This is a genomic window from Bradyrhizobium rifense (assembly GCF_008123425.1).
Taxonomy (GTDB): domain Bacteria; phylum Pseudomonadota; class Alphaproteobacteria; order Rhizobiales; family Xanthobacteraceae; genus Bradyrhizobium; species Bradyrhizobium rifense.
Map to the genome: position 1 here is coordinate 101,581 of NZ_VSSS01000037.1, position 14,031 is coordinate 115,611.

Genomic DNA, 14,031 nt, shown 5'->3' on the forward strand with positions numbered 1-14,031 from the left:
ATGATGACGGACGGCATCCTTTCGCAATTGAAGAAGGCCTCGGCGGCAGAGGAGTTTTTTGCACTGCTCGGCGTCGAGTACGACGAGAAAATCATCAACGTGGCGCGGCTTCACATCCTGCGTCGCATGGGTCAGTATCTTGCGGGTGAGGAGTTGACCGGTCCATCCGATCCTGACATCGCCTTGCGTTGTAAGGCTACGCTTGAGCGCGCCTATGCCGACTTCGTCACGTCCTCCCCGATCGAACAGCGCGTGTTCAAGGTCCTCAAGGATGCGGCAGCGCCACAACCGAACAAGCATCCAGCCTTGGTCCAGCTCGGTTCCTTGGAGTGAATCGAGTTTACATCTCGTGCTCTGGACCGTGAAGGTTCGGAGCTGACAGTTGCAATTCAAACGGAAGTTGCAGTGGCCTCGTGGATCCGCAGCTTTAACACTTACTCCGCTCTCCTTAAGTGCCAATCACGACTGGGCGCTGGTTTGTCCATCCTTTCAAGCTGGTGCCCGTGGCGCACCTATCTCCTGCAATGGTACGCCGGCAGCGGGAAGCGCACATTTGGCGAGGAAAGCGCACCAGATTCGGATGACTATCTTCTGTCGCATTCCGGACACGCCTCGACTCGGTTCTCGAATGTTCCGATCGTCGTGAGAGGCTGCCAACCAATTTCCTTCCGTAAGAGTCTGTATTGGCGCCCAATTTTAATCGCCTACGCAATTGGTACGACAATTGCTGACATATGCTCAGCCAGTCTGGAGAAGCGCATGCACATCTTGGTCCGCATCGATTGTGATTTTGACGCCGCGCAGGTTCGCGCGCGCTGCCTGTCGGCACCATGATGCGTCGCGACGCCAAAGCGATGGTCGCATATTCCGACCTGGCTGAGCTGAACGCTGGGCGTGATCCGCGCCAAAGGTTCATCGACGAAATCACCCCCGTTGGCCGATCTATGGCCGAGGTTTCGCGGGGGCAGTCCTTGCCCTCCTGCGCCGGTCGCGCGGCGCCGCTGACGGGCGGCTTGACCCCGGCGCTCGTGCTCTCGGCAAGAGTTGCGGGCTTGTCGCTGCAATCGGCGAGATCTCGAGGGCATTCGGAGCAATGGATCGCGTTTTCACCGGCAAGCACGTGGCGGATAATGATATCAGCCGAGCCTCTGCCACATCCTCGAGCCGTTCCAGCTCGATTGCATCTCGAAGATGAAGGGACCAATCGATCGGCTCGCGTGACTGGCGCGGAGAACCCGAAACGCGTGATTCCGTGGTCGTCGACACTTCGAGCAATGTCTGTCTCGGCCCCGCGCAGCTGCCAGGCGGTGCTGACTGAATGGCGGCGGGCACCCGGCCGAACTTTTGACTGAAGCAATCCTCAAGCGCGAATTCAAAGCTGGGGGCGGAGCGCGCCCCGCTGGCGAGCCGCTACTGAACAACGGATGGGAGTACAGATGATGAGCACCGGACCCAAAGGCGCAGCGCCGGCCGCGGGTGGTGGTCGCGCAGCGACCAAGAGGGAGCTGCCCGAACGATTTAAGGCGTATAAGCACGTCTGGGTCTTCATCGAGCAGGAACGCGGGGTTGTGCACCCCGTCTCCTGGGAGCTGATGGGTGCCGGCCGCCGGCTCGCCGACAAGCTCAACGTCGACCTCGCCGCGGTTGTCATCGGCCCGGTCGGGGAGACAACGGAGCAGGCAGTCGCCGAATCCTTCTGCTACGGCGCCGACCTCGCCTATATCGTCGCGGACCATCTCTTGGCCGACTATCGCAATGAGTCCTATACCAAGGCCCTGTCAGAGCTGGTCAATACGTACAAGCCGGAAATCCTACTCCTAGGGGCAACTACACTCGGCCGGGATCTCGCCGGCTCAGTGGCAACCACACTGCTCACCGGCCTAACCGCCGACTGCACCGAGCTCGATGTCGATCCCGACGGCTCGCTTGCGGCGACGCGGCCGACGTTTGGCGGTTCACTGTTGTGCACGATCTATACACTCAACTATCGTCCACAGATGGCAACCGTCCGCCCGCGCGTGATGCCGACCCCCGAGCGCGTGACGGGCGCCGTCTGGCGCGTCATCTCGCATCCGCTCGGGCTTGTAGAAGAAGATATCGTCACAAAAGTCCTCTCCTTCCTGCCGGACCGCGATTCTAAAAAGTCCAACCTTGCCTATGCGGACGTGGTCGTCGCTGGAGGGCTCGGTCTGGGATCACCTGAGAACTTCCAACTGGTACAGCAGCTCGCCGACGTGCTTGGCGCCGAATATGGCTGTTCGCGGCCGCTCGTCCAGAAGGGCTGGGTCACCTCGGACCGACAAATAGGCCAGACTGGCAAAACCATTAGGCCAAAGCTTTATATCGCGGCCGGTATTTCCGGGGCGATCCAGCATCGCGTCGGAGTGGAGGGTGGCGACCTCATCGTCGCCATCAATACCGACAAGAGCGCCCCGATCTTCGACTTCGCCCATATCGGTATCGTCACCGACGCCCTTCGACTGTTGCCGGCATTGACCTCTGCATTCCGCGCGCGGCTGTCGCCGCACTCGCACGACCGCATCGCCGGCTAGGGAGCTTGTTATGATCGAGGAAAAATTCGACGCGATCGTCGTCGGTGCTGGCATGGGCGGGAATGCGGCGGCGCTTACCATGGCCGAGCGCGGCCTGAAAGTGCTGCAGCTGGAGCGCGGCGAGTATTCGGGGTCGAAGAACGTGCAAGGGGCCATCCTCTATGCCGATATGCTGGAGAAGCTGATCCCTGATTTCCGCGAGGATGCACCGCTTGAGCGGCATCTGGTGGAGCAGCGCTTCTGGATCATGGACGAGCGTTCGCACACGGGGCTTCAATATCGCTCCGATGATTTCAATGAGGAGAAGCCGAACCGCTACACCATCATCCGCGCTCAGTTCGATAAATGGTTCTCGCAGAAGGTCCGCGAGGCCGGCGCCACGGTCCTGTGCGAGACCACGGTGACCGAGCTCCTCCAGGATTCACATGGGCGGGTGATCGGGGTGCGCACAGACCGCGATGGCGGTGAAATCCATGCAGATGTCGTCGTGCTGGCCGAGGGGGTGAACGGAGTGCTCGGGACGGGTGCGGGGTTAAGAGGGCGACTGAAACCGGATAAGGTGGCACTCGCGGTCAAGGAGATGCATTTCCTGTCGCGCGAGACAATCGATGCTCGGTTCAATCTCAAAGGCGACGAGGGACTCGTCATCGAAGCTGCCGGAACCATCTCCCGCGGCATGACCGGCATGGGCTTCATCTATTCCAACAAGGAATGTATCTCGCTCGGTATTGGCTGTCTTGTTGCCGACTTCCAGCGTACCGGGGAGACGCCCTACGGCTTGCTCGAGGGTTTCAAGCGTCACCCCTCCGTCGCACCGCTGATCGAGGGTTCGGAAGTAAAGGAATATTCCGCGCACTTGATCCCCGAAGGTGGGTACAAGGCGATCCCGCAGCTTTGTGGTGAGGGCTGGGTCGTCGTCGGGGACGCCGCCCAGCTCAACAACGCCATCCATCGCGAGGGGTCTAATCTGGCGATGACGTCGGGCCGTATCGCGGCGGAAGCGATCTGTCTTATCCGATCGCGCAATGATCCCATGACGGCGAAAAATCTTTCGCTTTACAAAAAGATGCTGAATGAGTCCTTCGTAATCAAGGACCTGAAGAAGTACAAGGATATGCCGGCACTGTTGCATACCCACTCGCAGAACTTCTTTCTCACATATCCGCAGCTCTTCTCGAAGGCGATGCAGGATTACCTGCGCGTCGACGGTACACCAAAGCTCGAGAAAGAGAAGCTGATGCTGAATTCGTTCATCAAGGCGCGATCGTGGAGTGGACTGTTCAGCGATGCCCTTCGCATTGCCCGGGCCTGGCGCTGATCACGAAGCAATGACAACGACGATTGACGGAGCCAGAATCAATGCCGAGCGAGCCATCCCAACGTGTCGAGGACAAACTATTCTACAACCGTTATCTTGTTGATTCCGGCCGCGCCCATATCAAGGTGCGGCCGCACACCACGCCATCGTCGCAGCTGCTATCGATGCTGAAGGCTTGCCCAGCACGGTGCTACGATCTCAACGATAAAGGTCATGTTGAGGTTACAGTCGACGGGTGCCTCGAGTGCGGCACCTGCCGGGTGATCTGCGAAGAAAGCGGTGATATCAAGTGGAGCTACCCACGGGGCGGTTACGGTGTGCTATTCAAGTTTGGTTGAAGCTTCAGGGGAGGGCCTGGCTTTGGCAGGATGCGGCGTTGCCGCGATGCAACGAGATGCGCGCGACTCGAGATTTCACCCGAGCACATTCAATCGGGGCCGCGGGCCGGCCCTTGCATGGTGGACAACCGCAGCTTCGCTGCTTCCCCCCATAATATTCCCGAAGACAGCCAAAGCGAGCGGATCCAAAACAAGCGCGCGACGCATTGTATCGTGGGGATATATCGCCGGCCGGAGAGCATTATGATGATTCGAGTACAAAGGAGCAGGGCAGCCACTGACGCGCGGATGCTGCTCGACAGCTTGCGAGTAGAGGTAGGCCGTGAGAGTTCGGTTGGCGACATCCAGGCATGCATAGCCGAACTGAGAAGCTTGCCGCGCGAGAAGCTCGCGGATGCGGTGCTCATACTCTCGATGGATGCAAGACGGCAGGGCGACTTGATCCGACAGGCGATCGAGAAGCGCGCCGAGGTCGACTTGGACTTTGATCCGCCGGCGAATGCGGATTTGGCGACCTATCTCGCCAATGATGCGGTCTCGACCTTACGCCACCATGTTGTCGACCTTCCGGACTTGCTGGACTTCTTGGTTCCGCAAGCGCCTGACGTCTGCTTCACCGTCCATCGGGAGGAGGCCGTTTTGCTGCTCGCCGCAATCATTCGCGAACAGCGCATCGAAGGAGTCCTTGAAGGCCTCAGGCTCGCCGGGCTCCTGAATGAGCCAGCGAAGGATCGACATGCCGGGATCGGTTCGGACGCGGACTTGAGAGGAGCTGCCGACGGCGTGTGAGGGTTCAGGGCGCTTTGAGGACGGTCCCTGCAGAGAGGTCAAAACCGCGTCGAAAGTCGCGGCGTAGTTCCTTTGTCCTCCGTTTAACGGTTATCGCCGACGCGGAGCCGCTATGCACGCCCGGTCGCAGTCCCCGGCCGCATCAAGCTCGGGGGTCTTTATAGTGAGCACAAGATCCGCAGTTCTGAGCTTTGGTGCTCAGTTGCAGCGCGCGCGGTGCGCTGCGCTGGCGGATCAGGGAATCCTTCGTTAACAGGTAAGCCTCCGAGGAGAGACGCCTTGCGACGGGGTGGTCTAATGGTTGAGAACTGTGCGTATGGACAGTCATACGATCAGTGCGCTGAATCGACTTGAAGTGGTGGAGACGGGCCGGCGACGACGCTGGTCGGAGGAGGAGAAGGCGCGGATTGTTTTGGAAAGCATGTCCGAGCCGCGTCTGGTTGCGGCAACGGCGCGACGATATGGTCTGTCGCGTTCTCTGCTGGTGACCTGGCGGAGGGGCTTGGTAGCGAACCGGGCCAAATCCGAGGCTGGCTTTGTCAGAGCGGTTGTCGCAGAGGATAGGCCAGTCCCATCGGCGGCACTTTCATCGCGGAGCGCGCCGGCGCTTTCGACCGAGCAGCGAATTGAGGTCGAGTTGACGAGCGGGCGGCGCGTCATTGTCGATGCGGGGGTCGACGTTGAGGCGCTTCGCCGCATCGTCGAGGCTCTGGATCGGCGAAGATTCCGATCCCCACGGGCGTGCGGGTATGGCTGGCGACTGGCCACACCGACGTGCGGTGCGGCTTTCCGAGCCTGGCTCTCCGCGTGCAGGAGGTGCTCAAGCACAACCCCATGGGCGGTGGTCTTTTCTGCTTCAGGGGAAAACGCGGCGATCTTTTGAAGGTGATTTGGCATGATGGCCAGGGGGCATGCCTGTTTACAAAAAGACTTGAGAGAGGAAGATTCATCTCGCCTTCGGTTGCGGGCGAAGCAGTGACGATCTCTCCGGCGCAGTTGAGTTATCTCTTATCTGGAATCGACTGGGCAATCCTCAAGAAACACGGCGTCCAACGCGAGTTGGATAGCCTTTTTACGATTGAATCTGCAGCCTGATCTGATTCAATGGCTTCATGACATCGAAGCCGGGCGCTCTTCCTTCGGACCTCGCGAGTGCCTACATGGCGCTGCTGGCCGAGCGTGAGGCGTTGCAGGCTGAACGCGATGTGGCCGTCGCGGATGCCGCCAACGCGCGGGCGGAGCTGTCGGACAACGAGGCGCTGATCGCGCATCTCGAGCTGCGGATCGAGAAGCTCAAACGCGAACTGTACGGGCAGCGCTCCGAGCGCACGGCTCGTCTGATCGAACAATTGGAATTGGAACTCGAAGAACTCGCCACCACGGCGAGCGAGGATGAGCTTGCGGCTCAGGCCGCGGCGGCGAAGACCCAGAGCGTGCGCGCCTTCACGCGCAAGCGGCCGGTACGCAAGCCCTGGCCGGACGACATCGAACACGAGCGCATCGTTATCGAGGCTCCGACGAGCTGCGCCTGCTGCGGCGGATCGCGGCTGGCGAAGATCGGCGAGGATGTGACCAAGACGCTGGAGGAGATCCCGCGCCGCTTCAAGGTCATCGAGACAGTGCGCGAAAAGTTCACCTGCCGCGATTGCGAGAAGATCAGCCAGCCGCCGGCGCCGTTCCATGCCACGCCGCGCGGCTTCATCGGCCCACAATTGCTGGCGACGATTCTGTTCGACAAGTTCGGCATGCACATCCCGCTCAATCGCCAGAGTGCGCGCTTTAAGGCCGAGGGGATCGACCTGCCATTGTCGACGCTGGCCGACCGGGTCGGCCACGGGACCTTCGCCGTCATGCCGCTCTTCCACTTGATCGAACGCCATGTGCTTGCTGCCGAGCGCCTGCATGGCGACGACGCCACCATCCGCATCCTGGCGAAGGGCAAGTGCAAGACCGGTCGGATCTGGACATATGTGCGGGATGACCGGCCCTTCGCCGGGCCAGCGCCACCGGCGGCGGTCTATTACGCCTCGAGCGACCGTCGAGGCGAGCATCCACAGAAGCATCTGGCCGCCTTCGCCGGTATCCTGCAAGCTGATTGCTACAACGGCTTCGAGCCGTTGTTCGATCCGCAGAAGAAGGTGCTGCCGACTACGCCGGCGTTTTGCTTCGCCCATGCGCGGCGGGGCTTCTTCGAGCTGGCCGACATCGAGAAGAACGCCCGGGAAGGCCACAGGGGCAAACCGGTCTCGCCGATCGCGTTGGAGGCGGTCAGACGCCTCGATCGCTTTGTTCGAGATCGAGCGCGCCATCAACGGCCGCGGCGCCGACGAGCGGTGCGCCGTGCGCCAGGAAAAGAGCAAGCCGCTTCTCGAGGACATGCATGCCAGGCTGCTCCTCGAGCGCGAACCCCTCTCGTGCTCCTCCGAGGTCCTGAAGCCCATGAATTACATGCTCAGGCGCTGGGACGACTTCGCCCGCTTCCTCGACGATGGCAGGATCTGCCTCAGCAACAACGCGGCCGAAAGAGCGTTGCGGGGCATCGCATTGGGAAGGCGCAACTGGACCTTCGCCGGCTCCCAACGCGGCGCCGACCGCGCCGCCGTCATGCTCACCCTCATCACCTCCGCACGCCTCAACGACATCGAACCGAAAGCCTGGCTCGCCGACGTCCTCGCTCGCATCGCTGATCTTCCCGCCTCGCGTCTGCACGAACTGCTGCCCTGGGAATGGAAGCGCCTGCGCCAAGCCGACATGCCCGCCGATCAGCAGGACGCCTGAACCTCTCGCGCCACATCATAAACCCGCCAGCGCTCGCGCGCCTGCGACAATCCCGCGGCCTTGCCCGTGTGCGTACGTTAACAGCCTAGCAAGGGAAATCACGGCAGGACACGTCGGCCAAGCAGCGGCGAGGCCGACGCCGCTTTTCCGCAGATGGCAGGCTTGCCGGGCGCAAGTTGATCCATGTTCACTTTAGCGTCCGGTTTGGCGCCACGTTCTCCCGACCATGCTCAAAGGAGTAAGATGGTCTCAAACTCTCGTAAGCGCGAACGGCGCAAGACACAAAGTCGCGAGCTCGGCAGGAACGATACCATCTCGGCCCTGATTCTTGGAAACCATGGACTCGCGGTTATGCCAAGACGCCGCCTTTTGAGTTCGAGAGAGAGCGGCATTCGCCTCAGAAGAATGATGGGGTTCTCCAGGGCCTGACAAGACAAGGGCGTGGCACGGAAATAACAATCAGATTCCGCCGGGTAGCCCAGGCGACCTCCAGCAGACCGGCGACCAACAAAATGCTAGTCCGGTCCATGGCGACCCTCCGTTCATCGGAGGGTCGTCCCCGCGGCTGGGTAATGATGAGCTGAAAGGCCGAGCTTCGCCAGGACTCGCGATTCGCTTCGATCAGGCAGCGGCCAAACTGCTCTCAAAGATCAGCTCTTGGACGTTATTGGTTCAGCGAATTCACACGATCGACAAAGCAGAAAGCCGTCCGTTCCGTTCATGCGATCGGCAATGTTGCGAAAAGTCGCCCCTTCGAAGAGATCCTCGTACCTGTCGCGGAGGAGGTTGCCCAAGACGTGTCGTCGCTCAAAATCCTTGCAGCAGAAAGTAACATCGCCGTTTGGAAGAAGAACATTACGATATTGCCGTTCGTCGGGACACGTTAGTGTTCCAACGATTGGCGGTCGTGCTTTAACCATCTCGAGCTCGCCGCTGCCAGCTCTCCTGCGAGGCGGACGCAAGCGGACCAGCGCTTCGTCGGGAATGATGCCGACAAGTTCGGGATGAACCTCGCCCATGACCATGAAGAGCAGTGATGAAATGTCGGCGTCGACAAGTTGGCGTATCAAATCGACATAGTTGCGCGTGACGAGACCACTATCCATGGACGTGCCGTCATCAACAACCTGCACCAGGAAAACGCGGAACTGCAGCGCACGTAAGCGCCTTAGATCCTGCCCATCCACTCCGGCAAGGGTTGTGAAAATCCGGATTCCGTGGCCACATGCGTAGGCATGCTTAACCATTTCGGTGCAAGCCGGATTGAGCCAAGGCTGCGAAAACCCGGAAAAGCTAATGTCGACAGCTACTGGTACGTGCGCCAGGCATCGCTTGAAATCCTGCAGAGAAAGATGCTTCACGTCGGATATCGCTCTTTGCCGTTGGGCAAACCTGTCCTGCGAGCAATAAGAACATCCGACGACACAGCCCGTTGTCGTAGTTATCTCCAAGACCCTGCCGCCAGTGACTGCAGAGCGCAGCTCCTGTAGAGTCATCGATTTGATATTATCCACTTCCGCGCTTTCCCGTTTGGAATAAGTAATCTTGAGGGTGACCGTCGAGTTGTATCCCTCATGCCAGTTCGCTCATGCATCATTTTCGTTCGTCGCCCATCAGCGCGACACGGCACCGTTGCCAGCGCGACCGCGAAAGATGAAGAAAGCGCCATGGCTCTCTCCCGCCTGGTCGAGCAGGATCGGGCGGCTGCCGCGTGCGCTTGCATCGATGGGTTTGGGTCTAACGTCTCGTCTACTTCAACAAGCATCACTCATGCCAGGCGGTACTGTGTCTATAAGTCGACACGTTCGCGATGAATGTCGTCCCAATTGCGGCAACCAAGGCGCAGCCCTACGCGATCGATAGAGTACAATATGACCTTACGTACGATTCAAGCTCTTTTGAAAATGAGTTGAATTGCGGCTTTCTATGAAATGTGACAGCGTTGCCGCTGCGCCGAGCACCACGTCATCGTGATCGTGGTAGTCGGCATCGGCCGCGAGACGTTGCGATTGCGAGTGCCCTTGACCGGCACCATAGCCGGCCGAATTAGCTGCCGGCTCCGCGAAGTAGCTTTGTGCGATTCTTCCCTGAGCGGCGGTTAGGCACGCTGGTGTGGTGAGGGAAAACATCCTCCAAGAATCGGAAATGGTCGAAGCCCGTTGAGAGCTGATGACCTGCAACCTGCAAGGCCATGCGCCCCGCACCGGCAACCGTGTGGGGCGCCTTGATCCATATTTGCTTCAGCTCTACCTGTGCTCTGCCGAGCGCAAGACTGACGCGACGGCACACTAGAAGAAATTTAGGTTTGCGACGGGCCATCCGCTTACGCCCCCTGCCGCATCTGTCGTAATCAGATCGGCTCTCTCCGTCAGCTTGCAGCTTCGCCAAGGTGAAAGCTAACAATTGACTTTGCTATGCTGAAACGGTCGTACCCAGCGTCTCCCTCCGGTGAGGACCTCACCGGATGCTTACAGACTGGCCAACGTCGAATCCAGATAACCCGACCAGCCGATAGCGATGAGTTCACAGCCGAAGAGATATTCGAGAATCAAGGTCCAGCCAACGAGCCACCCTACGGCCTCTCCCCAGGTCGTGCTGACGTAGGTATAGGCGCTGCCCGATCTTGGGATCATCGCTGCAAATTCGGCGTAGCACAGTCCGGCAAACAGACAGACCAAGCTAGCGAACAGAAAAGAAAGAACCACGGCCGGGCCGGCGTAGCGGGCGGCGACCTCCCCGGTGAGAACGAAAACCCCACCACCGACGGTGCTTCCAACTCCCATACACGTCAGTTGAAACCATCCCAACGTCCGGCGAAGTTGCGGACCTTGTTGAGCACCGTTGAGAAAGGACTCGACTGGAATCGGCATCGGGGGTTACAGCCGGATTGGTACGCCGATGAGCCGGCGCTTATGCATAGCTAGAGTGCAGGCCGCAAAGGCGCGATTTCGAATACGGATAGTTCTCTCGGAAAGGCTTTAGCCTAGAAGCCGAGGTGATCTCGCACCGCAACGATCGTTTCTTGCGCTACTGCTCGCGCCTTCGTCTCGCCTGCCTGCAGTGCTTCTTCGATGATTTTGGGACGGCTCATCAGCGTCGAATAGCGTTCGCGCTGATCGCCAAACTTGCTCAGCAGCATTTTGTACAACTGATCTTTAGCAGCGCCATAACCGATTCGGCCCGCGAGATATTGCTCTCGCATATCGACGGTCTCCTGTTCACTGGCCACCGCGCGATAGAGAGCAAATACGGAGCACTGATCGGGGTTTTTTGGTTCGTTGACCGGCGTGCTATCGGTCACGATACGGCAGATGACCTGTTTTAGCCCTTTATCGCTTTGGAAAATATCGATGTAGTTGTTGTAAGATTTGCTCATCTTGCGCCCGTCGAGGCCAGGTATTGTCATGATCTCTTCCCTGATGACCGGCTCGGGCAAGACAAAGGTCTGGCCGTAGTGGTTGTTGAAAACCTTCGCGATATCGCGGGTGATCTCGATGTGCTGTTTCTGGTCTTTTCCGACAGGAATGCGCGACGCCTGATAGAGGAGGATATCGGCCGCCATCAGCACCGGATAAATGAAAAGCCCGGCGTTCACGTCGGACAGATTACTAGATTTGTCCTTGAAGGAGTGGGCACGCGCCAACAAGCCATCTGGCGTAAAGCAGGACAGGTACCACGTAAGTTCGGTCACCGCCGGAGCGCGGGACTGGCGATAAAGAACATCCTTGTTGGGGTCACACCCAAAGGCAAGCCACGCTGCCGCGACGCTGGAAGTATTCTCGCGCCGGAGCGCGCCCTCCCGTGAGGTCGTCAGCGAATGCAGGTCGGCGATAAAATGGAAGGCTGGATTGCCGCTCTGCTGACCATCGGCAAGCGCCGGCAGCACGGCGCCAATAATGTTACCGAGATGCGGTTTTCCAGAACTCTGAATGCCCGTCAATACTCTCATGTCAACCTTTCGCCTCGACAGACTCCGCAGGCCGGGTCCCGAGCGATCTGCTTGGCGACAGGATCGAAGTCCCGCATGACAAGCGGGAAGGTATTAATCACTTTTACCTGGGGAATCGCCATCAGCGTGTCCAAGGTTGCGACCAAGCTCAACCAGAAGCCTCCCAGGGCGCACTCCAAGCGATCGGGCTTCGTACGAAGAAATTAAGGAGCGGTGAGCCGGATTGGCTAATCTCACCTCGCGTTCAACCCAAAGATCATACCGGCCACGAAAAAGGGATTTCCATGCCGGTACGGTGAATTTTCGAATTTTCCGAGTATTCGGGTTATGTTGTATCGAGCACAACGTTCAAGAAGAGAGGAGCCGCACAGCCGCACGCGATTGGACGGTTGTAAGCCACAAGAGTCGCTTGATTCTGAGAAAGTGCCATTTTTTGTCGTGGCCGCACCGAATGCAAATCGAGCTTGGCGACATCGTAATCGGTTTCCTCAGGACGCGCACCGACTTGCGGATTGTCTATGGCATCGCCGGCGACAGGCGCCTATGACCATTTCGGCGAGGGATCGGTAGCCTTCAATAGCGGCCTTTACTGTGCTCGAACGTCTTGAGGCCGATCTCAAGGCGCGCGGTGAAAACCTTGAGGAATTGATCTTCGCCATAAGCGGAGTCTCCGGAGGAAGCGTTGGCGCGATGGAATACGTGGCAGCTCTGCATGGCCGATCAGCGTTCGGCAGCCAAGCTAAAGCGACGGAATTCCTGAAATCCGATTTTCTGGCCGGTGCCATTGCAAGTCTGGTTTTCGTCGATGGCCCCTCAAATTTTCTCCCAGATCTCGGCCAGCCAGATCGCGGCACAGCCCTCGAGCGCTCGTTAGAAAAAGGCAGTTCTGGCTATCTTGCTCACTCATTCCTGAGCTTCTTTCCGGATATCAATAGCGCGAGCAAGCGCTGGACACCCTCGCTTCTTCTGAACGCTACGCATCAGGAAACAGGACGCCGCATAATTGCCAGCAATCTCAAGATTGAACGTGATGTCTTTCTCGATACATTCGACGAACTTGATCTCCTTGGGTCAGATATACGCGCGAGCACGGCAGCCCACAATAGCGCCAGATTCACATATGTGTCGCCGGCTGGAAAGCTCGAACCAAAGGGAGGGGCCAGTTTCCTTTCCGGCGAGACGAACCGCGGCTACGTTATCGATGGCGGCTATTTCGAGAATTACGGTGCGGTAACCGCCTTGGAGTTGGCTAGGGAAGCCCGCGCGCAGATCGAAGCAAAGAGAGGCGTCGGGGCTGTCAGGCTCATCGTTCTGCAGATCAGCAGCGACCCGACTCTCACCAAAGAGCGTACACGAGTGAGAATACGCGAAGACGAAAAGCTGGGGTGCGTGTTGACCACCAGCATGCCTGCCGTTGGGGCGGCGACAACGTCGGATTTCCTGCAGTTCAGGGACAGTGGTTGGAACGCGAAGACCGGCCGCTGGGAGAAGAACGATGGCGAGGGCTTCGTTGTAGCGTATCTGAATGAGCTGGCAGCACCTCTGCTAGGCGTGACGGCGGTCCGCGAGGCTCACGGTACCTTGGCGGCAGCTGAACTAGCGGCTTCCGTGTGCGACGAGCGGGAACTCTCACGCGTTGAAGCCAAGTTGCAGTCCAAAGGACTCAACTTGCTTGCTCCGGTTACCAACACTCAGGATCCAGCACCAATTCAAAGGTGGAGCCGAGCGCGCGCCGAACCTCATTTTTCACACTTAGCCATGTGCGAGGTCTCGGAAAACGGCAATGCACCGATCGTGCCACCACTGGGTTGGGTGCTGTCCAAGCCCATGCGGGAGCAATTTCCGAACATACTCAAGGACTGCGGCAACGATACAGAGCTAAACAGCCTCGAGGCCGTACTCGACCGAAGCAATGGGCGAATTGCGTGATAGATCGGCTAGAGGCGCGGTGAGCTCCAGTCAAATTGAGGAGACCCGCCAAGGTGGACGAAATAAATGGCTGGTCCTCCATCCACCGAAAGACCTTGTTACAACGAATTTCTCTGGCGCTAACCGACGATGCAAAGGCAAGTATCAGATGGAGCTGAGCCGTCCAATACGGCTCATGATGTGGTGGAACTCGACAAGACATCGGTTATGTTGAGCGGACAACAATGACCTACCTAGTCGAAGGCGTCACCGGCTGCGAGATTGACAGGAACGCGCTCAAGGGTTTCGGGATTTCGCGCATGTTATTTCGAAGATCTTCTCGACGCGGATGCAGTGATCCGCTTAGCGCGCCGACTATCACGTCCACGAAGAGCTTAG

Annotated in this window: 13 protein-coding genes and 1 pseudogene; 10 read left to right on the forward strand and 4 right to left on the reverse strand. The window is 58.8% G+C overall.

Going from position 1 to position 14,031, the window contains the following annotated elements:
• The 9 genes and pseudogenes from nifW (at position 1) to FXB40_RS49920 (ending at position 7,775) form a co-directional block, all read left to right on the forward strand.
• Positions 1-333 carry a nitrogenase stabilizing/protective protein NifW gene (gene nifW / locus FXB40_RS24450; RefSeq protein ID WP_148774732.1) on the forward strand — a complete coding sequence of 111 codons (333 nt, stop codon included), beginning with the start codon at positions 1-3 and terminating at the stop codon, positions 331-333.
• A gap of 1,103 nt (positions 334-1,436) precedes the next feature.
• Positions 1,437-2,552 carry an electron transfer flavoprotein subunit alpha/FixB family protein gene (locus tag FXB40_RS24455; protein WP_148774733.1) on the forward strand — a complete coding sequence of 372 codons (1,116 nt, stop codon included), beginning with the start codon at positions 1,437-1,439 and terminating at the stop codon, positions 2,550-2,552.
• 10 nt (positions 2,553-2,562) lie between these two features.
• Positions 2,563-3,870, forward strand: a complete 1,308-nt coding sequence (locus tag FXB40_RS24460) for an FAD-binding protein (protein WP_148774734.1) — start codon at positions 2,563-2,565, stop codon at positions 3,868-3,870.
• Between the two features lie 41 nt (positions 3,871-3,911).
• On the forward strand, positions 3,912-4,208 hold the full coding sequence (locus FXB40_RS24465; RefSeq protein ID WP_148774735.1) for a ferredoxin family protein: 297 nt from the start codon (positions 3,912-3,914) through the stop codon (positions 4,206-4,208).
• A 117-nt stretch (positions 4,209-4,325) separates the two neighbouring features.
• Complete coding sequence (locus FXB40_RS24470) at positions 4,326-4,997, forward strand: hypothetical protein (protein ID WP_246207894.1); 672 nt, start codon at positions 4,326-4,328, stop codon at positions 4,995-4,997.
• Positions 4,998-5,313: 316 nt separating this feature from the next.
• Positions 5,314-5,880 (forward strand): IS66-like element accessory protein TnpA, encoded by a 567-nt coding sequence (gene tnpA / locus FXB40_RS24475; protein ID WP_347339774.1) that lies wholly within the window; start codon positions 5,314-5,316, stop codon positions 5,878-5,880.
• Positions 5,772-6,092, forward strand: a complete 321-nt coding sequence (gene tnpB / locus FXB40_RS24480) for an IS66 family insertion sequence element accessory protein TnpB (protein WP_347339775.1) — start codon at positions 5,772-5,774, stop codon at positions 6,090-6,092. Before tnpA ends, tnpB begins: the two co-directional genes overlap by 109 nt.
• 65 nt (positions 6,093-6,157) lie before the next feature.
• A pseudogene (gene tnpC / locus FXB40_RS24485) lies at positions 6,158-7,330 on the forward strand (IS66 family transposase); the annotation flags it as partial.
• Positions 7,331-7,337: 7 nt separating this feature from the next.
• Positions 7,338-7,775, forward strand: a complete 438-nt coding sequence (locus tag FXB40_RS49920) for an IS66 family transposase (RefSeq protein ID WP_347339777.1) — start codon at positions 7,338-7,340, stop codon at positions 7,773-7,775.
• Positions 7,776-8,425: 650 nt separating this feature from the next.
• Here the strand turns inward: FXB40_RS49920 and FXB40_RS24490 are convergent.
• The 4 genes from FXB40_RS24490 to trpS form a co-directional block, all read right to left on the reverse strand.
• A complete protein-coding gene (locus FXB40_RS24490) occupies positions 8,426-9,136 on the reverse strand; it encodes an SPASM domain-containing protein (RefSeq protein WP_246207896.1) in 711 nt (236 codons plus the stop codon).
• Between the two features lie 516 nt (positions 9,137-9,652).
• The gene (locus FXB40_RS48090; protein WP_187437113.1) at positions 9,653-9,904 is read right to left on the reverse strand and encodes a hypothetical protein; all 252 of its coding nucleotides are present in this window, start codon (positions 9,902-9,904) and stop codon (positions 9,653-9,655) included.
• Between the two features lie 339 nt (positions 9,905-10,243).
• A complete protein-coding gene (locus FXB40_RS24495; RefSeq protein WP_148774738.1) occupies positions 10,244-10,645 on the reverse strand; it encodes an amino acid permease in 402 nt (133 codons plus the stop codon).
• A gap of 113 nt (positions 10,646-10,758) precedes the next feature.
• Positions 10,759-11,724 carry a tryptophan--tRNA ligase gene (trpS, locus tag FXB40_RS24500; RefSeq protein ID WP_148774739.1) on the reverse strand — a complete coding sequence of 322 codons (966 nt, stop codon included), beginning with the start codon at positions 11,722-11,724 and terminating at the stop codon, positions 10,759-10,761.
• Positions 11,725-12,315: 591 nt separating this feature from the next.
• Here trpS and FXB40_RS24505 point away from each other — a divergent pair.
• The gene (locus FXB40_RS24505) at positions 12,316-13,653 is read left to right on the forward strand and encodes a hypothetical protein (protein WP_148774740.1); all 1,338 of its coding nucleotides are present in this window, start codon (positions 12,316-12,318) and stop codon (positions 13,651-13,653) included.
• The last annotated feature ends 378 nt before the right edge of the window (positions 13,654-14,031 follow it).

Excerpts from the sequence above, each read along its gene's own strand:
- tnpA (WP_347339774.1), top strand. The coding sequence starts at position 5,314 with ATGGACAGTCATACGATCAGTGCGCTGAATCGACTTGAAGTGGTGGAG.
- nifW (WP_148774732.1), top strand. The coding sequence starts at position 1 with ATGATGACGGACGGCATCCTTTCGCAATTGAAGAAGGCCTCGGCGGCA.
- FXB40_RS24460 (WP_148774734.1), top strand. The coding sequence starts at position 2,563 with ATGATCGAGGAAAAATTCGACGCGATCGTCGTCGGTGCTGGCATGGGC.
- FXB40_RS24495 (WP_148774738.1), bottom strand. The coding sequence starts at position 10,645 with ATGCCGATTCCAGTCGAGTCCTTTCTCAACGGTGCTCAACAAGGTCCG.
- FXB40_RS24455 (WP_148774733.1), top strand. The coding sequence starts at position 1,437 with ATGATGAGCACCGGACCCAAAGGCGCAGCGCCGGCCGCGGGTGGTGGT.
- trpS (WP_148774739.1), bottom strand. The coding sequence starts at position 11,724 with ATGAGAGTATTGACGGGCATTCAGAGTTCTGGAAAACCGCATCTCGGT.
- FXB40_RS48090 (WP_187437113.1), bottom strand. The coding sequence starts at position 9,904 with ATGTTTTCCCTCACCACACCAGCGTGCCTAACCGCCGCTCAGGGAAGA.
- FXB40_RS24465 (WP_148774735.1), top strand. The coding sequence starts at position 3,912 with ATGCCGAGCGAGCCATCCCAACGTGTCGAGGACAAACTATTCTACAAC.
- FXB40_RS24470 (WP_246207894.1), top strand. The coding sequence starts at position 4,326 with ATGGTGGACAACCGCAGCTTCGCTGCTTCCCCCCATAATATTCCCGAA.